At 64.0% G+C, this 18,303-nt stretch carries 21 protein-coding genes; 14 read left to right on the forward strand and 7 right to left on the reverse strand.

Features of this window, described 5'->3' with window-relative positions:
- Window positions 1-1,248 carry an MFS transporter gene (locus OIS50_RS12905; RefSeq protein ID WP_264691047.1) on the forward strand — a complete coding sequence of 416 codons (1,248 nt, stop codon included), beginning with the start codon at window positions 1-3 and terminating at the stop codon, window positions 1,246-1,248.
- Between the two features lie 118 nt (window positions 1,249-1,366).
- On the opposite strand, the gene OIS50_RS12910 is transcribed toward OIS50_RS12905, so the two are convergent.
- Complete coding sequence (locus OIS50_RS12910; RefSeq protein WP_264691048.1) at window positions 1,367-2,044, reverse strand: T-complex 10 C-terminal domain-containing protein; 678 nt, start codon at window positions 2,042-2,044, stop codon at window positions 1,367-1,369.
- A gap of 171 nt (window positions 2,045-2,215) precedes the next feature.
- Here OIS50_RS12910 and OIS50_RS12915 point away from each other — a divergent pair, with 171 nt between their 5' ends.
- The 8 genes from OIS50_RS12915 to OIS50_RS12950 all read left to right on the forward strand — a co-directional run bounded on the left by OIS50_RS12915 (window position 2,216) and on the right by OIS50_RS12950 (window position 8,780).
- Window positions 2,216-2,737 carry a GNAT family N-acetyltransferase gene (locus OIS50_RS12915; RefSeq protein WP_264691049.1) on the forward strand — a complete coding sequence of 174 codons (522 nt, stop codon included), beginning with the start codon at window positions 2,216-2,218 and terminating at the stop codon, window positions 2,735-2,737.
- A 119-nt stretch (window positions 2,738-2,856) separates the two neighbouring features.
- Window positions 2,857-3,534, forward strand: coding sequence for a head GIN domain-containing protein (locus tag OIS50_RS12920; protein ID WP_264691050.1), 678 nt, complete (start codon window positions 2,857-2,859; stop codon window positions 3,532-3,534).
- 149 nt (window positions 3,535-3,683) lie between these two features.
- The gene (locus OIS50_RS12925; protein WP_264691051.1) at window positions 3,684-4,955 is read left to right on the forward strand and encodes a PorT family protein; all 1,272 of its coding nucleotides are present in this window, start codon (window positions 3,684-3,686) and stop codon (window positions 4,953-4,955) included.
- Between the two features lie 128 nt (window positions 4,956-5,083).
- Window positions 5,084-5,650, forward strand: a complete 567-nt coding sequence (locus OIS50_RS12930; protein ID WP_264691052.1) for a pseudouridine synthase — start codon at window positions 5,084-5,086, stop codon at window positions 5,648-5,650.
- A gap of 48 nt (window positions 5,651-5,698) precedes the next feature.
- On the forward strand, window positions 5,699-7,210 hold the full coding sequence (locus tag OIS50_RS12935; RefSeq protein WP_264691053.1) for a TPM domain-containing protein: 1,512 nt from the start codon (window positions 5,699-5,701) through the stop codon (window positions 7,208-7,210).
- Between the two features lie 177 nt (window positions 7,211-7,387).
- Window positions 7,388-7,858, forward strand: a complete 471-nt coding sequence (locus tag OIS50_RS12940) for a cold-shock protein (RefSeq protein ID WP_264691054.1) — start codon at window positions 7,388-7,390, stop codon at window positions 7,856-7,858.
- A gap of 29 nt (window positions 7,859-7,887) precedes the next feature.
- Entirely contained in the window at window positions 7,888-8,097 is a 210-nt protein-coding gene (locus tag OIS50_RS12945) for a zinc ribbon domain-containing protein YjdM (RefSeq protein WP_264691055.1), read from the forward strand.
- A gap of 122 nt (window positions 8,098-8,219) precedes the next feature.
- Complete coding sequence (locus tag OIS50_RS12950) at window positions 8,220-8,780, forward strand: GNAT family N-acetyltransferase (RefSeq protein WP_264691056.1); 561 nt, start codon at window positions 8,220-8,222, stop codon at window positions 8,778-8,780.
- Window positions 8,781-8,785: 5 nt separating this feature from the next.
- On the opposite strand, the gene OIS50_RS12955 is transcribed toward OIS50_RS12950, so the two are convergent.
- A complete protein-coding gene (locus tag OIS50_RS12955; RefSeq protein ID WP_264691057.1) occupies window positions 8,786-9,913 on the reverse strand; it encodes a putative sensor domain DACNV-containing protein in 1,128 nt (375 codons plus the stop codon).
- A 136-nt stretch (window positions 9,914-10,049) separates the two neighbouring features.
- Between OIS50_RS12955 and rlmF the strand changes: the two genes are divergently transcribed.
- The 3 genes from rlmF to OIS50_RS12970 all read left to right on the forward strand — a co-directional run bounded on the left by rlmF (window position 10,050) and on the right by OIS50_RS12970 (window position 12,654).
- A complete protein-coding gene (rlmF, locus tag OIS50_RS12960) occupies window positions 10,050-11,027 on the forward strand; it encodes a 23S rRNA (adenine(1618)-N(6))-methyltransferase RlmF (RefSeq protein WP_264691058.1) in 978 nt (325 codons plus the stop codon).
- Between the two features lie 433 nt (window positions 11,028-11,460).
- Window positions 11,461-11,850 (forward strand): DUF805 domain-containing protein, encoded by a 390-nt coding sequence (locus tag OIS50_RS12965; RefSeq protein WP_264691059.1) that lies wholly within the window; start codon window positions 11,461-11,463, stop codon window positions 11,848-11,850.
- 426 nt (window positions 11,851-12,276) lie between these two features.
- Window positions 12,277-12,654, forward strand: coding sequence for a DUF805 domain-containing protein (locus tag OIS50_RS12970; RefSeq protein WP_264691060.1), 378 nt, complete (start codon window positions 12,277-12,279; stop codon window positions 12,652-12,654).
- 103 nt (window positions 12,655-12,757) lie between these two features.
- On the opposite strand, the gene OIS50_RS12975 is transcribed toward OIS50_RS12970, so the two are convergent.
- Window positions 12,758-13,876 carry a DUF692 domain-containing protein gene (locus tag OIS50_RS12975; RefSeq protein ID WP_264691061.1) on the reverse strand — a complete coding sequence of 373 codons (1,119 nt, stop codon included), beginning with the start codon at window positions 13,874-13,876 and terminating at the stop codon, window positions 12,758-12,760.
- 25 nt (window positions 13,877-13,901) lie between these two features.
- Window positions 13,902-14,051 (reverse strand): chryseobasin-related MNIO class RiPP peptide, encoded by a 150-nt coding sequence (locus OIS50_RS12980; RefSeq protein ID WP_264691062.1) that lies wholly within the window; start codon window positions 14,049-14,051, stop codon window positions 13,902-13,904.
- Between the two features lie 729 nt (window positions 14,052-14,780).
- Between OIS50_RS12980 and OIS50_RS12985 the strand changes: the two genes are divergently transcribed.
- Window positions 14,781-15,212, forward strand: coding sequence for a VOC family protein (locus OIS50_RS12985; protein ID WP_264691063.1), 432 nt, complete (start codon window positions 14,781-14,783; stop codon window positions 15,210-15,212).
- A 127-nt stretch (window positions 15,213-15,339) separates the two neighbouring features.
- Here the strand turns inward: OIS50_RS12985 and OIS50_RS12990 are convergent, their stop codons facing one another.
- The 3 genes from OIS50_RS12990 to OIS50_RS13000 all read right to left on the reverse strand — a co-directional run bounded on the left by OIS50_RS12990 (window position 15,340) and on the right by OIS50_RS13000 (window position 17,496).
- On the reverse strand, window positions 15,340-16,470 hold the full coding sequence (locus OIS50_RS12990; protein WP_264691064.1) for a TlpA disulfide reductase family protein: 1,131 nt from the start codon (window positions 16,468-16,470) through the stop codon (window positions 15,340-15,342).
- A gap of 172 nt (window positions 16,471-16,642) precedes the next feature.
- Window positions 16,643-17,074 carry a SpoIIAA family protein gene (locus OIS50_RS12995; RefSeq protein WP_264691065.1) on the reverse strand — a complete coding sequence of 144 codons (432 nt, stop codon included), beginning with the start codon at window positions 17,072-17,074 and terminating at the stop codon, window positions 16,643-16,645.
- A 203-nt stretch (window positions 17,075-17,277) separates the two neighbouring features.
- Entirely contained in the window at window positions 17,278-17,496 is a 219-nt protein-coding gene (locus OIS50_RS13000; RefSeq protein WP_264691066.1) for a hypothetical protein, read from the reverse strand.
- Window positions 17,497-17,891: 395 nt separating this feature from the next.
- Here OIS50_RS13000 and uraH point away from each other — a divergent pair, with 395 nt between their 5' ends.
- On the forward strand, window positions 17,892-18,302 hold the full coding sequence (gene uraH / locus OIS50_RS13005; RefSeq protein WP_264691067.1) for a hydroxyisourate hydrolase: 411 nt from the start codon (window positions 17,892-17,894) through the stop codon (window positions 18,300-18,302).
- Window position 18,303: the final 1 nt, after the last annotated feature.

Raw genomic sequence — 18,303 nt, forward strand, 5'->3', positions numbered from 1 at the left:
GTGCCTGCGGCAGCGGCCAAGCGTTGCCGGGGCAGCACGCACCTAGGGTTTCAGCGCATGGGCAACAACTCGGCCGAGGCCGGCGCCGCCACGCGGGCGCGGGTGGCCACCACCTTGTTTTTCCTGATTTCGGGGTTTGGTTTCGCCACCTGGGCCTCGCGCATCCCCACCATTCAGCACCGCCTGGGGCTGAACGAGGCCGAGCTGGGCTCGGTGCTGCTGGCCCTGCCCGCCGGGCTGATGCTGACGCTGCCCGTTACCGGCTTGCTGCTGCAGCGCTTCAGCAGCCGGCAAATTATGCTGGTGGGCGCGGTGCTGTTCAACGTAGCGCTGGCGCTGCTGGGCTTTGCCGCGCACACCTGGCAATTGGTGGTGCTGCTGTTTTGCTTTGGCTCGTCGCGCAACCTGCTCAATATCTCCGTCAATGCCCAATCGGTGGGCGTGCAGGCGCTGTACCCGCGCTCCATCATTGCCACGTTTCATGGCATGTGGAGCGTGGCGGGCTTTGCGGCGGCCGCCCTAGGTGCCTGGCTGCTGAGCAGCGGCGTGCCCACCGCCTACCACTTTGCGGGCGTGGGCCTGGGCCTGACGGGGCTGGCCTTGGCGTTCTTCCCGGGCACGTTGCGCCTGCCGCCCGCGCAACAAGCCGCGGGCCGCTCGGGCTTTGTGCTGCCCGATAAAACCATGCTGCGCTTCGGGCTGATGGCGTTTACCGCCATGGCCTGCGAGGGCACCATGTACGACTGGAGCGCCATTTATTTCAGCAAAGCCGCCCACGCGCCGCCGCAGCTCGCCACCGTGGGGTATGCCGTGTACATGGTAGCCATGACGCTGGGCCGGTTCTCGGGCGACCACCTGATCAACCGTTTCGGCACGCGGCCCATGCTGCGCACCAGCGGCCTGCTGATGGCGAGCGGCCTGTTGCTGGCGGCGCTGTGGCCCGTGCCCGCGGTGGCCGGTGCAGGGTTTGCGCTGGTGGGTTTTGGGGTATCGTGCGTGGTGCCGCTGGTTTTTGGCCTGGCCGGGCGCTCGGCTACGCTTAGCAGCGGCTCGGCCATTGCGGCGGTGTCCACGGTCGGGTATTTCGGCTTTTTGGTGGTGCCGCCCGTGGTAGGCTTTGTGGCCGAAGCCGCCGGTTTGCGCTGGGCATTTGCCCTGATGGCCACCCTCGGCCTGGCGCTGGCGGGGCTGGTGTCGGTGGCGCCCGCCGCCGGGGCCCCACAAGCCCAACCCGCCCAGCCCACCTAGGGCCCCGGTCCGGGCGGCCGCGGGGGCCGCGGGGGCCGCGGCTAAACACAACGCCCACCTCCGCGGGGCAGAGGTGGGCGTTGTGCTGGGGGTGCTGCGCACCTAGGGCGCCAGAGGGTTAGTCTTTCACTTTCACCTCGCCGTCGTCGGCGTCGCGCTTTACTTTGGTGCCGTTGGCGTATTCCACCTTCCGGTCGCCGTCCTTGTCGATTTTGACGGTGGTGCCGTTGGCGTACACGATTTTCACCTCGCCGTTTTTGTTTTCATACTTCACGATGCGCGGCTGGCGGCGGCGGGCCGGGCGCGCAGGCGCGGTTTCGGTGGTCGTGGTAGTAGTGGTAACGGTGGTGGTGCTGGCCGTGCCCGCGTTGGTGCCCGAGCCGTAGTAGCGGCTGCGGTTGGTTTCGTAGGTGCGGTACTGCGCGTCGTCGCCCAAAATGGTGCGCACCTCCGTGTCGGTATCGGTGTCGATCTGGCGCGTGGCGGCGTAGCGGCCCGCCGTGTCGGTTTCGTACTGCGCATCCAGGTCGCCGATGCGCTGGGCGCGGGTGTAATAGGTGTTGCGGAAGCGGCGCACTTTGGCCGTATCCGATACGCCTAGGTCGGCGGCTACCTGGTCGGCGGTGCGGTTGGCCTGGTCCTGGTACACGGTCATGTCGGCATCGTCGTCGACTACCACGGCGGTATCGGCCGAGGGGGTGGCGGCCGCATCCACGGCGGCGGGCTTATCGCGGTTGCAGGCTGTGCTGAGCGCCAAGGTGGCGGCGCCGGCAAACAGCAGTAGGGTATTTTTCATGGTACGTGAGAGCGTTGGGTTGAAACACGGGCCACCAGGTAGCCCACGGCCCCTCTACGGCTGAGGTTGCGGCACTGTTGCCGCAGCCCGGTTTCCTGCGGGCAATTGCTTTATTTTCGGGGGCGTTGTTGCCGGGCGCGCTTACCGGTTTCTCCTCTTTTTGCTCGTTCCATGACCCCAGCCGATGCGGCGTTTGCGGCGTTTCCGGAGTTGCGCACCGCCGGGCTGCGGCTACGCGCAGTAACCACTGCCGACCTGGAGGCCGTGCGCCCCATCACGTTTTACGACGGGCTGCCGGCCGCCAGCCTCGCGCAAACCGAGCGCATGCTGGCCCGCATCGAGGAGGATTACCGCAACCGCCAAAGCATTCATTGGGCCGTGGCCCTGGCCGATTCCGACGAGCTGATCGGCACCTGCGGGTTTTACCGCGGCTTTGCCGGGGCCTGCGGCGAAATCGGCTACGTGCTGCGCCCCGAGTACCGCGGCCAGGGCCTGATGACGCAGGCCGTGCAGGCCATTTGCGCCTTCGGTTTCGGGCAGCTGCAGCTGCGGCAAATCGAAGCGTACACCGAGCCCGACAACCTGGCCTCGCAGCGGCTGCTGACCCGCACCGGCTTTGCCCCCGCCGCCTCCGATGTGCCCGGCCTGCTCCGCTACGCGCTGCCCCGCGGCCCGGCGCGCGGCCGCACCTAGGGCACCCGGCGCCAGCCCCGCGCCGCCCGGCTTCCGCCGAAAAGTTTGCGCGCCGAGGCAACGGCTGGGGCCGCTGCCGCATCTGGCGTATTGTCAAACCAACCAAGCCTAGTTGCCCTATGCGTACCTCAACTCTCTTCCGCACTTTGGCCGTTGCGGCCCTTGTAGTTTCTGCGCAGGCGGTGGCCGTGGCCCAGGGCCAGCTGCGGCAGGTAGGCGCGTTTCGGCAGGTGAAGGCCAGCGGCGCCGTAAACGTGGTGCTGCGCCAGGCCGCTGCCCAGGAGGTACGCGTGGAAGCCCGCCCCGAGGTGCAGGCCCGCGTGCGCACCGTGGTCGAAAACGGCACCCTGCGCATCTACCGCGAGTCGGGCAGCGGCTGGTCGTCGCTGAATTGGGGCAAGGATGACCAGGTAACGGTGTACGTTACGGCCCCTACCCTCACGGGCGTGGAGGTAAGCGGCGCCAGCGAGTTGAAAAGCGCCTCGCCCATTCAGGCCGAGCAGTTCAGCATTCGCGTAAGCGGCGCCAGCGACGTAACGCTGCAGCTCAACGCCCAAAGCCTGTCGGCCACGGCCAGCGGGGCCAGCGACATCCGCCTCGCCGGCCGCGTGGCGCAGCAGCAGGTGCAGGTAAGCGGCAGCAGCGACTACCGGGCCTACGAGTTGCAAAGCCAGAAAGCCGTGGTGCAAGCCTCGGGCGCCAGCGACGCCTACGTGTATGTTGATGGCGACCTGCAGGCGCGCAGCTCCGGCGCCAGCGACGTGCACTACAAAGGCCGCGCCCGGGTGGGGCGGTAAGGCCCGCTTTGCAAGCCGGCGGCGGTTGGAACAAGCTCCGCAAGGCCCCTCGCCCGCCCGGTTGCTCTATTGATGCCGCGGCTCCGCCTGCACCTAGGAAGCAGGCGGAGCCGCGGCATATCTTTGTAGCTGCTTTATCATTTTCTTCTATGAAAAACAGCTATTCCGTAGCAATTGTATGCGCGCTGGCAAGTGCGGCCACCCACGCAGCCCAGGCCCAGACCAACTACAAGCCCGGGTACATTGTAACGCAAGCCGGCGACACGCTACGCGGGCAGATTGACTTTCAGGACTGGCGCCGAAACCCGGCTTCGGTTACCTTCCGAACGGGCGAAAGCGCGGCCGCTGCCTCCTACCAACCGGCCCAGATTCGGGGCTTTGGCGCCGCCAACCAGCACTTCGCCAGCGCGTACGTGCAGGTCGAAACCTCGCCCCGCTCGCTGGCCAACCTCTCCTCCTCGCCCGATTTCGCGCTCCGGCAGGATACCCTGTTCGTGCGGCCGCTCATCGACGGCCCCAAAAGCCTGTACAGCTACGTCGACGCCGACGACAACGAGCACTTTTACTTCCGCAACGGCGCGGCGCTGGAGCTGCTGTTGTACAAGAAGTTTATCCGCTACGCCGGCAGCGCCAAAACCGTGGTGCCCATCGAGAACTACAAGGGGCAGCTGGCGGCTTACCTGGGCGAGTTTCCGGGGGCGCAGGCAAGCCTTGCCGCGGCCGATTACACCCGCTCGCGCCTCGAGAAACTGTACGCCGGCTACTACAAGCAGCTTGGTGCCCAGCCCGCGTTTCGGCAAAAAACCCAGGGCACCAGCGCCGAGTTCGGCGTGCTGGCGGGTGGCACCGTGTCGCGCCTCACGTTCAGCAGCTCTTCCGAGGCATATTACCACCTGACCAAAACGCCACTTGAGGCTTCCAAGGGCTTCTCGGGCGGTTTGTTTCTCAACCTCACGCCGCCCTCAAAAATGCGGCGCCTCTCGTTTGTGAACGAGCTGATGTTCAGCGCGTACGAGTTCAAAGGCCATTACCGCGACACCCGCAACGCCAACACCTACACCGATACCGACTTTGTGTACGCGGCCGGCTACCTCAAGCTCAACAACCTGCTGCGCTACAGCTACGGCCTGGGCAGCACGCGCGTGTTTCTGAACGCCGGCATTTCCAACGGCCTCATGGTCAGCCAGAAAAACACCCGCACCGATGTGTCGCACTTTTACACCACGGTGCGCACCACCCAAAGCAAAGCCCTGGATGATGTGCGCCCCTACGAGCAAAGCCTGGTGTTTGGCCTGGGCGGCCGGCTGTCGAGGTTCTCGGCAGAGGCAAGGCACGAAATAGGCAACGGCATGTCGTACATCGTGGCGCTGCGCTCTACCACCTCCCGCACGCACATTCTGACCAGCTTTTACCTGAAGTAGCCGCCCCCGGGCTTGCCTGAGGAGCTGCGGGCCAGCCCTGGGTGTCGCCCACCGCGCACGGGCACCAAACCCGTGCGCGGTGGGTTGCCCCGGCGGCGGCTTTCGTTCACGTATCCATCCTCCTCCGTATGCCCCACCAGCACTTCATCCTGCACAAGCCTTTCGGCTACCTCAGTCAGTTTGTTACTGATGCGAAGAAAAAACGCCTGCTGGGCGAGCTGTACGAGTTTCCGGCCGGCACCATGGCCATCGGCCGCCTCGACGAAGACAGCGAAGGCCTGCTGCTGCTGACCACCGACGGCCGCGTGAGCGAGCAAATCCGGAACGGCGGCGTGGAGAAGGAATATTACGCCCAGGTGGATGGCCTGATTACCGACGAAGCCCTGACCGCGCTGGAACAAGGCGTGGAGATTGGCGTGCGCGACGTGAAGTACCAAACCACCACCTGCCGCGCCCGCCGCCTGCCCGCCCCGCCCGACCTGCCACCTAGGGCCAAGCGCATCCGCGACGAGCGCCACGGCCCCACCAGCTGGGTAAGCCTTACCCTGACGGAAGGCAAGTTTCGGCAGGTGCGCAAGATGACGGCCGCCGTGGGCTTCCCCACGTTGCGTTTGGTGCGCGTGCGCATCGGGCGGCTGCACCTGTTCGATCTGGCACCGGGCGCCGTGCAGGAAGTAGCCGAACTGACCACCTAGGGCCGAGCGGGCACAACGTGTACCTTCGCCGCGTTACCGCCCCGCGCCATGTTCAGCCGCTATTTATCCCTCTGCCTTTGTGCCCTGGCGCTGCTGTGCGCCTCCGCCTGCAACCCCGCCGACCCCGCTACCGAGCCAACCGCCGTCGCCGATTACCGGCAGGACCTGCCCAACCCCAAAACCCTAGGTGAAAGCTACGTCAGCGACCCCGACAGCATCCTGACCCCGGCCACGGTAGCCAACCTCAACCACGTATTGCGCGCCCTCGACCAGAGCGGCCGTGCGCACATCGATGTGGCACTGGCGCGCAGCATTGGCGAGGCCGTGCCCAAAACCACCGCCACCGAGCTGTTCAACCTCTGGCAAATCGGCGACCGGGACAAGGACAACGGCTTGCTGATGCTGCTGGTGCTCGACCAACGGCGCGTGGAGTTCGAAACCGGCTATGGCCTGGAGGCCGAGCTGCCCGATGCCATTTGCTACCGCATTCAGCAGCGCTACATGCTGCCCCACCTGCGCGCCCAGCAGTACGATGCCGCCGTGCAGCAGGGCGTTTCGGCCATTATGCGGCAGCTGGCCACCGGCTCCATTGCCGAGCCGGGCAGCCCCGCCGACTCGGTTGCCGCCACCGCCGAAGTGCCATCGGAGAATTACGCGGCCAGCCGCGCCCCCGAGGACGAGGACGACGGCGCGGCCGCGTTTATCTGGCGTATGCTGGGCGCTTTTCTGGTGGCTATGGCGGGCACGGTGTTCTACAGCGCGGCCTGGGACGCTACCACCAAAGGCCACCCCCACCGCAACGCCTGGTCCACGGTAATGGTGTTGCCGTTTGGGCTGATTTTGCTGGGCCTCTTCGCCGATGTGCCGGTGTGGGCGCTGGCCCTGGCGGCCTACGTGCCGCTGCTGCTGTACCTGCTGGCCTACCTGCGCGGCGTGGGCCGCACGCTGGCTGCCCAGCAGAGCACCCTAAGCCGGCATCAGCAGTACCAGTATTTGCAGCGCACGCACCACGGGCTCGGCTTCAGCCGCTACCTGTTTGCCTTGCCGCTGTACTGGTACTGGCGGCGGCACCGGCAGCGCCTGCAGCAGCTGCGCGAGGCGCCCTACCCCTGCCCCCACTGCCAGCGCCCCATGCAGCGCCTGCCCGAAACCGCCGACGACGCGCACCTGCAGCCCGGCCAACGCACCGAGGAAGCCCTGGCCGCCGTGGATTACGACGTGTGGCAGTGCGAGCCGTGCCAGCACACCCTGGTGCTTGATTACCACAACCCCGCCACCGAAGCCAAGGCCTGCCCCGCGTGCCACTACCACACCCTCCTCGAGGCGGGCCGGCAAGTGGTGCAGCGCGCCACGCGCTCGGCCCCTGGTTGGGGGTGGCAGCTAACGCGCTGCCGCCACTGCGGGCACGAGCAAAAGGAACGCTACACCATTGCCCAGCTCAGCAGCCCCTCGTCGTCATCGTCGGGCGGGTCGTCGTATTCGTCGTCCTCGTCGGGCAGCAGTTCTTCGTCGAGCAGCGGCGGGTCGTCGGGGGGCGGCGGGGCGGGCAGCAGCTGGTAGCCGCCGGCGTGGCGGGCACCGCTGCCGGGGCCCAGCCGCCCGGGGTTTCGGCCGGGTTTATTGGCTTGTAGCTGGGTGCACCCCCACCGTGGCCTTTTGCGTACCTTTGTTAGGGCCGCTCATTGGTTTGAGCTTATGGTTTCCTGAAACCAGCCGGAAATAACATCAAGCATTACTATGAGCAGAGGGCAAGGCAGCTTCGGCAAACGCGAAAACGAAAAGAAACGCGCCAGCAAGCAGAAGCAAAAAGAAGAACGCAAACAGGAACGCCAGGCCGGTGCCAAAAAAGGCCAAAGCCTGGAGGATATGATGGCTTACGTCGACGAGTTCGGCAACATCACCAACACCCCGCCCGACCCCAACCGCAAGCGCGAGGAAATCGACGTGAACAGCATTCGGTTGGGTGCCGCGCCGGTAGAGGAAGAAAACCCCGAAGACAAGCTGCGCACCGGCGTGGTGTCGTTCTTCAACGAGTCGAAGGGTTTCGGCTTCATCAAGGACAAGAAAACCCAGGAGAGCATTTTTGTGCACGCCAGCGGTTTGGTGAACCCCATCAAGGAAGGCGACGCGGTAACCTTCGAAATCGAGAACGGCCACAAAGGCCCGCAGGCGGTTTCGGTACGTACGGGCGGCGCGCAGCCGGCTTAGGCTCGCGTCAAGCTCTCCTTTCTGCCCGAATGGAAACCAAAGACAGCAACGGCAACGTGCTCAACGACGGCGACTCGGTAACGCTGATCAAAGACCTGAAAGTAAAAGGCTCGTCGCAAACGCTGAAGCGCGGTACGCTGGTAAAGAACATTCGCCTGACCAACAGCCCCGCCGAGGTTGAAGGCCGCGCGGGTGGCTCGATGATGGTACTGCGCACCGAGTTCGTGAAGAAAGCCTAGGTGGCCGCAGTGCCCCACCCACCCCACAACCCGCAGGAGGCCCCCAACGGCCTCCTTTTCTTTTTACCCGGCCGGGTGGTTGGGTATCTTGTGGTACCATACCACTCGCTGGCCTTTTGCCCATGAAGTCGTCGTCGCCCGTTCTTTCCGTTCGCGAGCTGGAGGCCCCCGACATCGAAGCCATTGCCAACTACTGGCTGCACGCCGAACCTGCCTACCTCACGGGCATGGGCGTGGACCTAGGCAAGCTGCCCACCCGCGCGGCCTGGCGGCAGCTGCTGCAGGCCCAGCTGGCCGCGCCGCCGCCCGAAAAGCAGTCGTATTGCCTGATTTGGGAGGTAGATGGCCGCGCCGTGGGCCACTGCAACATCAACAAAATCAAGCCCGGCGAAGAGGCCTACATGCACTTGCACCTCTGGGATGCCGGGGTGCGCAAGCAGGGCTACGGCACCGCCTTGGTACGGCTCTCGTTGCCTTACTTTTTCGGCAATTACCAGCTCGAGCGCCTCTACTGCGAGCCGTACGCCCGCAACCCTGCCCCCAACCGCACGCTGCCGCGCCTGGGGTTCGAGCTGGTGCAGGAGTACACCACCACGCCGGGTCAAATCAACTTTGAGCAGCCCGTGCGGCTGTGGGTGCTCACGCGCGAGCGGTTTGCGGCCCTGCAGCAGGCCAGCACCTAGGGCTGCTACAGCAACAGCACATCGATGCGGTGGGCCTGCACCAGTTGCTCTTTTTCCGACCACGCAAACACCGTAAAGTAGCCATCCTGCGAGGCCACCATGGCCAGGGCGTCGTGTTGGTCGTGCACAAACTGGGCGGCGGCCAAGTGGCGCGTGCCGCCGTTTTGGGCCGGGTGCAGGTGCTGCGGCTTGCTGCCCACCACCGGCTCCGACAGCACCAGCTTATCCACGGGCGTGCTGTTGGCGGCGCGGGCTACTTTCGCCCCGAAGGCCAGCAGGTGGTAGTCGCGCGTGATGACGGTGGCGCCATCAACGGCCGTAAAGCCGCCTACCATGCCAATGGCCCGCAGCAGCCGCTGCTGCTGCTTGCGTTTGGTGGGCTCGGGCCGGCGCAGCTCGGCAATGCGCGAGTAGGCCGGTGCCACGGGGTAGCTGATGGGCTGCACAATCGACTGCTGCCAGGTCGTGCTGCCGGGCGGCACCACCAGCACCAGCCCGCCGCGGCCGTGGGCGCGCATGGCGGTGGCCAGCTCCACCAGCACGCTGTCTACCTGGTGGCGGTGGGTGGGCGGGCCCGGCAAGGGCAAAAACGCACGCAGCGCGGGGCAGTCGGCGGCCGCCACGTTTTCGGCATCCACGAGCTGCAGCTGGTCGCCGCGCAAAATGGCTACGTTCACGAATTTACCGAAGCCATCGGCGCGGCGGTGCTTTACCACCAGCAGGCCGGGCTCTACTACCTCCAGCACAAAGCACAGCGGCGGTATGCGCGTGGCCGTGCCCCACACGTAAAAGCCGTCGGCATCGTGCCACACGCCTAGGTGAATACCGGGCTGCACCACGGCCGGGGCCAGCTTTACGAGGTTGTAGGGCGTGAGGCGGCGCACCTGCCCAAACACCAGCGGCCGCACGGCCTGCGTGGGCGGCAGCAAAGCCAGCGAAATGCGGGGCGAGTGGCCTTCTTCGCGGCGCAGGCTGGCCCAAAAAGCAGCATCGGTTACGGCCTCTACCCAGGGCGCCAAAGGCAGCACTACCTCGTCGGGCACAACGGCGCTTTCGGCCGCCTGCCGCGCAAAGTGGGCTTCGATGGTGGGCGCCACCATGCGGGCGGTGAGGTAGGTAGGCTCTGAATACATAACCGCAGCAACAAACATGGTGAGGCAGTAAGGTACTCCTACGCGGTACACGCGCCAACAGCCGGGGTGGCGCGGCGCCCTAGGTAGTACCTTTAGGCACTGCCTAGCGGCAGCCTTCTGCTTAGCTCCGTACCCCATGACCCAGCCCAACGCTCCGGCCACCCCCGATAAAGACCCGCTGCACCCGCGCAACCGCCACCAGGGCCGCTACGATTTGGCGCAGCTTACCGCGGCCTGGCCCGAGCTGGGTGCCTACGTGGCCCCCAACGCCCACGGCGATGCCAGCATCGATTTTGCCAACCCCGCCGCCGTAAAGGCCCTCAACCGGGCGCTGCTGAAACAGTTCTACGGCATCGAGCAGTGGGATATTCCGGCCGGGTACCTGGTGCCGCCCATTCCGGGCCGCGCCGACTACCTGCACTACCTCGCCGACCTGCTGGCCGACAGCAACCAGGGCGAGGTGCCCAGGGGCCGCGGCATTCGGGTGCTCGATGTGGGCGTGGGCGCCAACTGTATCTACCCCATCATCGGCCACCGCGAGTACGGCTGGCGCTTTGTGGGCACCGATACCGACCCGGTGGCCGTGCGCGTGGCCAAGCAAATTGCCGCCGCCAACCGCGCCCTCGGCGGGGCCGTGGAGGTGCGCCTGCAGCCCTCGGCCACCGAGGTATTCAGCGGGGTAATCAAGCCCTCGGAGTACTTCGACGCGACGCTGTGCAACCCGCCCTTCCACGCGTCGGCGGCCGAGGCCGAGGCGGGCAGCCGCCGCAAGGTGCAGAACCTGGGCACCGGCAACCCCGCCGCCCAACCGGCGCTCAACTTCGGCGGCCAAACCAACGAACTCTGGACGCCCGGCGGCGAGGCTACCTTTCTGTGGCGCATGGCCGAAGAAAGCGCCCACCTGCGCCACAACTGCTACTGGTTTACCTCGCTCGTATCGAAAAAGGACACCTTGCCGGGTCTCTACAAATCCTTGCAAAAGCTGAAGGCGACGGAGGTGCGCACCATCGGGATGACGCAGGGCCAGAAAGTAAGCCGCTTTGTGGCCTGGACGTTTCTGACGCCGGAAGAGCAGCAGGACTGGCGCCGGAAGCGGTGGGCCCCCAAGGCCTAAGCTACTCGGCAGCACCTAGGGTTTGTTGAGAATGAGCACAAGAACCATTCGCAACATTTAGCCCGCGTCATGCTGAGTGAGGTCGAAACATTTAGCCCGTCATGCTGAGCTTGTCGAAGCATCTCTGCCGCTTCGCCAGATACTAATCTCACCGAAGCGGCAGAGATGCTTCGACAAGCTCAGCATGACGCGGGCTTTAGCTTACTGGCCACGCAGCCTGGCCGCCCGGCCCCGAAAAAAATTGCACTTGGCGGCACGCGTTATATTATTCCGAGTACATATATTTCAACTGAAGCCAGCCCGACCAGCACTTGCTGCCGTTCTCCCGCACGCAGCCCGCTGGCCCTGGCGCAGTGGAGACCAGAACTCACTTTAAACAACGGGGCGCCACCGAAAAGCCTAACGAGTAGGACCCGCCTTACCCGCGCTACGCATGCAATACTTTTTACACGCCTTAAAGAACTACGCAACGTTTAGCGGCCGGGCCCGCCGCAAGGAGTACTGGATGTTCACGCTGTTCAACCTGATCTTCGGCGTATCGGCCATGATGCTCGACAACCTGCTGGGCACAGCCGTCGAGGGCATCGGCTACGGCATGATTTACGGCCTCTACACCCTGGGCATGCTTATTCCGGGCCTGGCCGTGGCGGTGCGCCGCCTGCACGACGTGAATAAGAGCGGCTGGTTTTTGCTGATTGCCTTTGTGCCGCTGATTGGCGCCATCTGGCTGCTGGTGCTGATGTGCACCGAAGGCACCCGCGGCGAAAACCCGTACGGCGCCGACCCCAAAGCCGAAAACCAGGAGCCGATTATGGCTTACTAACCCAGGCTTTTGCATTATCGAAAAGCGGCCGGAGCATCGGGAGAAGCTCCGGCCGCTTTTTCTTGGGCGGCAGGCAGCCCCGGGGCTTATACCTGCCCCGCCATGACAGCCCAAAAGGTGTTGCAACAACACACCGTAGCAGTGCCTAACGCACTGCTATTTTGCGGCTTAGCCACTGCACCCACACAGCCACGCCCCCCGCCGGCTTGGCCCTAGGTGCCGCGGCTTGGCGCGCAACACGGCACCTTATTTGCGCCCTGCACTGCCCTATTTGTTTCGGCAAGCGCCGGGCTATATTCACCTTTCGGGATGTACCCTGCGGGCAGCCGAACGTTATAAGGCCCTGGGTGGAAATCAGCACCTACCCCAAAAAACGGGGCGCAACCGCAAAGCCTCACGAGTACGAACCTTAACCCTAACCTCAGCATGCGCTACTTTCTGCGAGCCTTCGACAAATTCGGGGTGTTTACCGGCCGGGCCAGGAGAAAGGAATACTGGATGTTTATCGGCTACCAAGCCTTGTTTGGGGCTACGGCCTTGCTGCTCGACAACGTTCTCGGCATCACCCTCGACGACGAATCGGCCATCGGCTATACCTTCCTGATGTACCTGCTCGCGGTACTGATGCCCAACATTTCGGCGGGCACGCGCCGCCTGCACGATGTAAACCGCAGCGGCCTGAACCTGCTGGCCGCGTTTGTGCCCGTGGTGGGCTGGGCGTGGCTGCTGTACCTGCTCTGCTCCGAGGGCAGCCCCGGCCCCAACCGGTACGGCCTGGCCTACCACAAGGTGTTTGCCTATTAAGCCACCCAGGGCTTTGCTCCGAAAACGCCAAGGGGCGGCAGCTACCCGTAGCTGCCGCCCCTTGTTTGTGCTACTAGCACCTAGGCCCCGCGCCCAGCGGGGCTTAAGGCTTCCACTTGCGGGCAATGTGCAGGGCGGTTTCCAGCATGTGCGGCTGCCATTGCTCGATGCGCCAATCGGAATGGGCCAGGGCCGACGCCCGCAGCTGGCGCTCCGCTTCGGCGTAGCTGGGCGCGTTTTCCAGAATGTCGGAAAGCTGGCGCTGCTGCTCGTGCAGGTGCTCGTCTTCGGCGGCGGGGGCGGCAGGCAGCGCGGTTTGCCGGGGCCTGAAATCGTTGGTGGGCTCGGGGCGCAGGGCGGCGCGGTGCTGGGCTACCAGGTGTTCGAGGCGCCCGAAATCCTGCCTGAATTGGGTGCGGCTGCTTTCGGTGTGCAAGGCGTGGCCGAGCTGCTCCAGCACCACAAACTTCAGGTTGGGGCAGCGCGGGATAGTCAGCGCCAGTAGCCGAAACACCTCGTCGGGCACGGCCCCGTCGTGGGTGTCGCGGCGGATGCGCCGGCCCGGGGCCTGCTCCGAATCGTGCCAGCTACCGCCCGAAATATGGATTTCGCGCACGCGCTCCAGCGGATACAAGGCAATCAGCGCGTCGTAGGCCACCCCGAAGTTGTGGAGCTGGCAGTACAGGTTGTGCAAATCCAGAATCAGGAAGCCGTTGACGGGCAGCAGCAGCTCCTCCAGAAAAGCCCCGTGGCGCTTTACCTCCTCGAGGGTGTAGGCAAACGCCAGGTTTTCGAGCCCCACGGGGCAGCGGCAGGCATCGTGGATGCGCCGCAGCCGATCCTGCCCGATGCGCAGGGCCGCGGCGGTGTACGGAATGGGCAGCGGCGCGCCGTGGTGGAAGTTCTGGCCCGTGAAAAACCCGAAGTGCTCGGTAATGTGGTCGAAGCGAAACTGCCCGGCCAGCTGCCCTAGGTGCGCCAGCCACTGCTGCTGCTCGGGGCTCCATTTGCCCGCCAGCAACGAGAAGAACACGCCGTGGCCCACCAGCCGGCCGGCCTCGGCGTAGGTACGCAGCAGCGCCGTAAACCACTCGGGCATTTGCCCGGCACCGTACAGCGTATCAAACGACCACTCCAGGGCCTCTACCCGGCCTTGCTGCAGCAGCGGAAAAGCCGTGGCCAGCAGGTCGGCGTCGAGGTTGCAGGCGATGGTAGCGTACATGGCAGTGCGCGAAACGGCTACGGCTTTAGCCGCGGCCGCAGGCCGGGCAGTTGTCGGGCGTTTTGGTGCTGCCCTGCTCTTCCTTGGGCTTCACGTCGTCTTTCACACAGCTCGTGGTGGTTTGGGCGGTCAGGCCAAGCAGCACGGCGCCCAGTACAGCTTTCGGGAGTTTCATGGCGAGGTAAGCAGCAGTTGTGGCATCTACACAAAGAGGCTCGGAGTAGGGAGCCGGCAACGGGCCGAATGGTTGCATGGCCACACCGGCAACAAGCCCGAAGCCCTAGGTGCCAGCGGCCGATTTGGCTTGGCCAGGCCCGGCGGCACCTCTCCCCTCCGTGCCCGTGCATTGCGCCCTCGCTGCGCCGCAGCGGTTTCGAGGCTGGCTTAGCTGAGTAATCTGCGCTCCGTCATCAGAGGGGTTGCGGCTGAAAGCCATTATGAGTTTTCTTGAACGTCATGCTGAGCTTGCCAAAGCATCTCTGCCACTTTTTCTGAACGTCATGTCGAGCGAAGTCGAGACATCTCGCTTGCTGACGCCCGATAGCAACTACCCCCCCCTCTCTTTTGGAGAGGGGGCCGGGGGGGTGAGGTTCTGACGTTAGAAGGTCCTTCCTGCGTCAGGATGACAATACTATCTGGCGAGATGTCTCGACTACGCTCGACATGACGTTCAGAAAAAACGGCAGAGATGCTTCGGCGGGGCGGACGCCAGATGAAGCATGACCGTTTCGTCCTTCGCGGACACAAGCTAGATTGCGGCAGCAACAGTGTAAAAAAACAAAACTGCACAACTAACTAAACAACAGATAATTACGCCCAGACAAACCAAAGTTTTTGCTAATTATGTTAGCATATCAACAGTAAAACCAATACCTTTAGCTTACATCACCAAAACACCACCGCTATGCCTACCAAAATCTTTGTAAATCTGCCTGTCCGGGACCTCAGCGCCGCTATCGAGTTCTTTACCAAAGTTGGCTTTCAGTTCAACGCGCAGTTTTCCGACGAGCGGGCTACCTGCATGGTCGTGAGCGACGACATTTACGTGATGCTGCTGGTGGAGCCCTTTTTTCGGAGCTTCACCCCCAAACCCGTCGCCGACGCCACCCAAACCACCGAAGTAATCCTGTCGCTCTCGCTCGACAGCCGCGCCGAGGTCGATCGGCTTGCCGATCAGGCCCTGGCCGCCGGCGCCGCGGCCTCCCAGCCGCTGCCCGACTCCGACTTTATGTACACCCGCAACTTTCAGGACCCCGACGGCCACCTCTGGGAGCTGATGTACATGAACCCGGCCGTGCTGGCGCAAGCGCACCCCGTCGCCGAAATCAGCGCCTAGGTACTGGTTGTGGCCCGAGGGCCGGGCAGCCACACAGGTGCGGCGCAGGGCGCGATGTACGGTATCTGAAACACAACAGCCGCAGCGAGGTATGGCTACCTGCTGCGGCTGTTGGGCTTTTCGGCAATTACTTGAGCAGCTGCGCCAGCGTTTTCTGCAGCTCGTCGCCGCGCAGGTTCACGGCCACGATCTTGCCCGTGGGGTCGATCAGGAAGTTCTGCGGGATGCTCTGCACCTGGTAGCGTTGCGCCACTTCGTTTTGCCACCCTTTCAGGTCCGATACCTGCGTCCAGGGCAGCTTGTCGTCTTCAATGGCTTTCAGCCATTTCTCGCGGGATTTTTCGTTGTCGAGCGACACGCCCAGCACCTCAAAGTTGCGGCCCTTAAACTGCTGATAGGCTTTCGCCACGTTGGGGTTCTCCTCGCGGCAGGGGCCGCACCAAGAGGCCCAGAAATCGACCAGCACGTACTTGCCGCGGTAATCGGCCAGCGCCACCGTTTTGCCGGCCGGGGTTTGCTGGCTGAAGGCGGGCGCCTGCGCCCCCACGGCTATGGCCTTGATGCGCTCCAGCATCTGGCCGAACTTCAGGCCCTCGGGGCTGTTGCGCAGGGCCGGGCTCAGGCCGTTGTACAGGGGGGCCAGCTCGGCGTATTGCGGCGTGCCTTGCGTGCTTACTTGCCTGAGCGCGTTCAGGCTGACCCAGGTGTTGGGGTTGGCGCGCACGAAGGCCATCTGCGCCTGCAGGGTTTCCTTAAAAAGGCCCATAAACTGCGCGGTGGTGCGCTCCCGAAACGCAGGATCGTTGCGCTGCGCCTCCGTAGCCTGCTTTACCTCGCGGTTGAAGGCTGCCAGTTTGGCCATGATGGGCTTGTACGAGGCCTGCAACCGGCCGTAGTCGAGGTTGAGTTGCGTGCCCGTAATGCGGGCGTTGGGCAACGAGTCGGGCGTGCTCACGACGATGGTGCCGGGCTCCAGAATCAGGCCGGTTTGGTTGGGCGAAACGCCGTAAGCGCTTCGCAGGCCCCCGCGGCGGTACACAATCAGGCGTGCCTCGCTGGGTTCGGCGGCGGTGCCTTTCAGCTCGAAGGCGCCGTTGTGCAACGTGACCGAATCGGCGAGCTGCGTGCCGCGCACCAGGTAAATTTTGGCCGGCGCGCTCAGTTTGCCCACTGTGCCTTTGATGGTGTAGGGCTGGGCGGCCTGGGCCAGCGCCAAACCCGGAGCCAGCAGCAGCCAGCCGAGTAAGTGTTTTTTCATAGAGGGGTGTGGTATTGATAAAAAAGCAGGTAAGCGCACACAAGAACAGGCGGGCCCCCGGGGCCTGGCATAACGTGTAGCTGTTCGGCTACAACTTAGGCATCAAACGCTAATTATGCTGCATAGCCACTCGCACACCATACCCCTGGGTGGCCCCCCAGGGGCGGCGCTATCATATCTGCGACTCCACTACGGTTTGCGCGCGCAGCCAGGCGCGCGCCTCGGTTTCGTTGCTGAAATGCCGGAACGTTGGCGCCTGCGGCCAGTCGAGCAGATGCGGGTCTACTTTGTTAAGCCAGGCCATGGTTTCGGGTGCACTTAGCAGGGCGGCGTAGCGGTAGTTGCCCTGCACCACGGCGCGCGGCAGCCAGTTAGTAGTTACCCATTGCTGCTCCTCGGGCGTAATGGGCTCGATGTGCATGTGGTCGACGAGGGCCTTGCCGGTGCCGATGTTGCGAATCACGCGCAGCAGCGCGTTCATGGCCTCCTGGTAATCGGCGAGCAGGCGCGGGCCGGGCAGGCAGCGCATGTAGGCAAACCCCTCCGGATCGGGCTGCACCTCGGCAAAGGCGTTGGCAAAACGGAGTTTGTCGGGAGCAGACATGCGAAACGGCAGGCGGCGGTTGGGTGGTGGGCTAAGGTACTGGTAATCGTGAAAGTACGTGACCCGGCTACCGGAAGGTAACGCGAGGTTGCTTGCTTGGGCCGCCGCCCTGGCCCTAGGTGCCTGCCACTCCCGCCCGAAAACAAAATTGCCCAGGGCTAAGCCCTGGGCAATGTATGCAGCCTATTGGTGCCGAAGGAGGATTACCGAACGATAAAGCCCTTCTCTTCCCAGGCTTTTACGTTCTGGGTCCGCACAAAGCGGGTCTCGATGTGGCCCCAGGCATCCTGCTTGTACATCACGGTTTTGCCTTGCTCGCGGGCCTGGAGCGCCTGCATGTGCTCGGCATGAGAAAGGGTTACCGCCGGAGTTGTCGTCTCAACGGTTTTGCCCCCGCGGGGGCGCTTAGTGGAAGTTGCCATATGCTAGTAACCGCAGCTGGTTGGAAAAGGGTCAGCTTTAGTTCAATTACCCCAATAAAATTTTATGGTTGCGTGCAGCCAACGATAATATCGCCAAAGCCAACACTTTCCGGGGCCAATGCGCTACGTTTTTTGGGCGGCCAGCCTTGGCGCGCTCCGCTAGTAATCCGCCCCCGGCGCAGCAGCGGAGCTTGTTCCTCTACCCCAGGTGCCAGCCCAACCGCCCCAAGCGGTGGTCTGCGCCCTTGCGGGCTCCGGCTACCCGTTGCACCTAGGCGAGCTAACGAGCAACCGGCACCCCGCGCCAACATTGGCTGCCATCAGCGGTTTCACTGAGGCCGTTTGCCTTCGTTGCCAATGGCAGCATTTCCGTTCATTTCAAATTACCACTTGCTTTGAAAGCACTCCTGATTTGTCTGCTCACTTTGTTGCCCCTGCTCGGCCTGGCCCAAGCGCCCCAATACCAGCTCAGCACCCACATTCTGAACATCGGCACGGGCACGCCGGCCGCGGGCGTTACGGTGCGCCTCGAAAAGCTTGACCCCGCCAGGAAAACCTGGGCCACCGTGGGCGAGAAAAAGACCGACGCCGCCGGCCGCATTGCCGACTTTCTGCCTGCTGCTGGCAAGGCCGGCAGCCCCGGCATTTACAAGCTCACCTTCCTGACGCAGCCCTACTTCGAAGCCCAAAAGCAAGCGTCGTTTTATCCGTACATCGATGTGGTGTTCGAAATAAAAGACGGCGCCCACTACCACGTGCCCATCACGCTGTCGCCCTTCGGCTACTCCACTTACCGCGGCAGCTGAG

The sequence above is a fragment of the Hymenobacter sp. YIM 151858-1 genome (assembly GCF_025979705.1).
Taxonomy (GTDB): domain Bacteria; phylum Bacteroidota; class Bacteroidia; order Cytophagales; family Hymenobacteraceae; genus Solirubrum.